Origin of the sequence: Alkalimonas collagenimarina, from assembly GCF_030717845.1 — a bacterium.
GTDB classification, from domain to species: domain Bacteria; phylum Pseudomonadota; class Gammaproteobacteria; order Enterobacterales; family Alteromonadaceae; genus Alkalimonas; species Alkalimonas collagenimarina.
The window spans coordinates 1-2456 of the sequence record NZ_JAUZVZ010000049.1 but is presented as its reverse complement, the minus strand read 5'-3'; the positions used below and the strand labels follow the sequence as shown (position 1 = coordinate 2456).

Genomic DNA, 2456 nt, shown 5'->3' with positions numbered 1-2456 from the left:
GTAAGCGTCCGGCGATCACAGGTTGAAGCTCTAATTTAAGTGTCCACTTAATTTTTAGTGGACACTTAGTGCCTTAAATCGCCTCACCAGGCTGGGGGGATAAGTCGATGTTCCAGGGTAGCAGCTCATCGATACGGTTGATGGGATGATTACCGATGCGTTTGAGTACCGTGGTCAGGTAGTTATTCGGGTTGATACTGTTGAGTTTGGCGGTGCTGAGTATTGAATAGAGTACGGCAGCCCGTTCTCCCCCAGCTACTGAACCAGCAAACAGGTAATTTTTCCTGCCAAGGGCGATTGGTCGCAATGACCGCTCTGCACTGTTGTTATCGATTTCAGCATAACCATTATCCACATAGGCAACCAGCGCCTCCCACTGCTTCAGGGCATAGTGGATTGCTTTGGATAACGGCGAGCCTTTCGATAAGGTACGCAAGGTCGCCTGCAACCAGCTATGGAAGCGCTCAAGGATAGGCTTAGCTTGTGTGCTTCGGAGCCGTTGTCGTTCATCCGGTGGTTGGCCGCGAGCTTGTTTCTCAATCACATACAGAGATTGGATAGTGGCCATAGCTTCATCGGCTAAAGGTGACGGGCCCGATTGGGTGATGTCATAGAACTTACGCCGCACGTGCGCCCAGCATCCGTGTGGTGTTATTTGCTGCTTGTATAATTCGTTGTAACCGGCGTAAGCATCGGCCTGTAGTGAGCCTTTGTATCCTTTTAAGTGTGCAGTAGGATGGATGCTTTTACGGTCTTCACTGTATTGCAGCCAAACAGCGGGGGGTATGGTATCTCCCCAGGGGCGACCATCACGCACATAAGTCCAGTACCGCCCGGTTTGGGTGCGGCCTTTACCCGGTGATAGCGTCGGTGCGGTCGTGTCATCGGCATGCACATGCAAGCCTGCTTTCACATGGCGTCCGATAGCATCGGCCAGTGGCGTCAGTAATGCACCTGTTTTTCCTACCCAGTCCGCCAACGTTGAGCGTTCAACATCAATCCCTTCGCGCTCCATCCGCTCAGCCTGGCGGTAAAGCGGTTGATGGTCGAGGTATTTATCGACGATAACTTGAGTGAGTAATGCTGCACTGGCTAGTCCTTTTTTAATCACGCGCTCAGGCGCCTGGCCTTGTACCAGTGTGTCGCAGTGCTGGCAGCTGAACTTTGGCCGCACAATGCGGATAACCCGGTAAGATGCCGGTACCACATCCAGCATTTCAGAGACATCATCACCGATATGGGTTAATTCGCTCTGACATGCCGGACACTGGCAGGCTGCTTCAACACGCAACTCTTCTCGCGGCAATTGTGCAGGCAGAGAAGCGCGTCGACGTGGCGTCGCTTTGTCCTCTGTTGCCGGTGCAACTAGCTTAGGTAAGGCACTGGTCTGCATCTCCAGCTCTTCAAGTTGTAATTCCAACTGATGAATTTGCTTGTCGAGATGCTCGGATGAACGCCCGAAGCGGGCACGTTTTAACACGGATAACTGGTGGCGTAACGAGGCAATAACGGTATCTTGCTGGGCAAGCGTTGACTGCAGTTGAAGGATAATTTCCTGCAACTGTTTCGGGTCATTTGGTAAGTGAGATGCCATCGTTTTCATGCCCTGCATGATAGCATAAAATGACGGCTAACTCATTGATTAATTGTGCTTATGCAGCATTTTTTGGCGCGTTTTTTCTGGCAGGCGGGCGCCAGTCTATGCCCTCGAGTAACAACGCCAATTCGGCCTGAGTTAAATACACGGCACCGGATTTTGCACTTGGCCAGACGAACCGCCCCTGCTCCAGGCGTTTGTAAAACAGACACAACCCCTGACCATCCCACCATAGCAGTTTAACCCGGTCCCCACGCCGCCCACGAAACACAAACACATGACCACTAAACGGGTCTTTCTGCAACACATGCTGTGCCATGGCCGCCAGGCCATCAAAGCCCTTGCGCATATCGGTGTAACCGGCACATAGCCATACACGTAGTTCATGGGATAAGGTGATCATGACAACGCCGCCACCAATTGCTGCAACATACCCGGTGTCGCCTCGTGCAATACCAGTTGATGACCACTGCGAAACGAAACCGTTATTGCGGGTTTATGCAAGACCGGCGGAGCTTCAACCGTTCGGACACTAACAGGAAGGAATGGCGTGGAGGCAGCTGGCGTATCCACTTCACCTTTAGCGCGCCTGACCCACAAAGCATTACCGACGCTAACTTCCCGCACCCAGCGAAACACCTGGTTGGTATTGACATCGTATTTGCGCGCTAACTCAGAGACCGACAGCGTGCGTTCTTTCGTTTCCTGAACAATCTGCCATTTAAACTCAGGCGAAAAGACCCGGCGCACATCGGATTGTTTTAATACGGGCATTCATGACTCTCACGATTGGCAACAGTGATAGGTATGATGCGTGATCAGTCAGTAAATAAAAGATGTGATCGCCGGACGCTTACAA

3 protein-coding genes are annotated in these 2456 nt (G+C 52.0%); all 3 read right to left on the bottom strand.

Features of this window, described 5'->3' with window-relative positions; genetic code table 11:
* Nucleotides 1-73 precede the first annotated feature (73 nt).
* From tnpC to Q3O60_RS17485, 3 genes are read right to left on the bottom strand one after another with little or no spacing between them, the layout of a single operon-like run.
* On the bottom strand, nucleotides 74-1603 hold the full coding sequence (gene tnpC / locus Q3O60_RS17495; RefSeq protein WP_305895213.1) for an IS66 family transposase: 1530 nt from the start codon (nucleotides 1601-1603) through the stop codon (nucleotides 74-76).
* A gap of 49 nt (nucleotides 1604-1652) precedes the next feature.
* Nucleotides 1653-2000, bottom strand: a complete 348-nt coding sequence (gene tnpB / locus Q3O60_RS17490; RefSeq protein ID WP_305895212.1) for an IS66 family insertion sequence element accessory protein TnpB — start codon at nucleotides 1998-2000, stop codon at nucleotides 1653-1655.
* A complete protein-coding gene (locus Q3O60_RS17485) occupies nucleotides 1997-2371 on the bottom strand; it encodes a transposase (protein ID WP_305895211.1) in 375 nt (124 codons plus the stop codon). The genes tnpB and Q3O60_RS17485 overlap by 4 nt, the downstream gene beginning before the upstream one ends.
* Between the last annotated feature and the right edge of the window lie 85 nt (nucleotides 2372-2456).

Bases quoted from the DNA above. Each gene is read 5' to 3' on its own strand.
- tnpB (WP_305895212.1), bottom strand. From the start codon at position 2,000: ATGATCACCTTATCCCATGAACTACGTGTATGGCTATGTGCCGGTTAC.
- tnpC (WP_305895213.1), bottom strand. From the start codon at position 1,603: ATGAAAACGATGGCATCTCACTTACCAAATGACCCGAAACAGTTGCAG.
- Q3O60_RS17485 (WP_305895211.1), bottom strand. From the start codon at position 2,371: ATGCCCGTATTAAAACAATCCGATGTGCGCCGGGTCTTTTCGCCTGAG.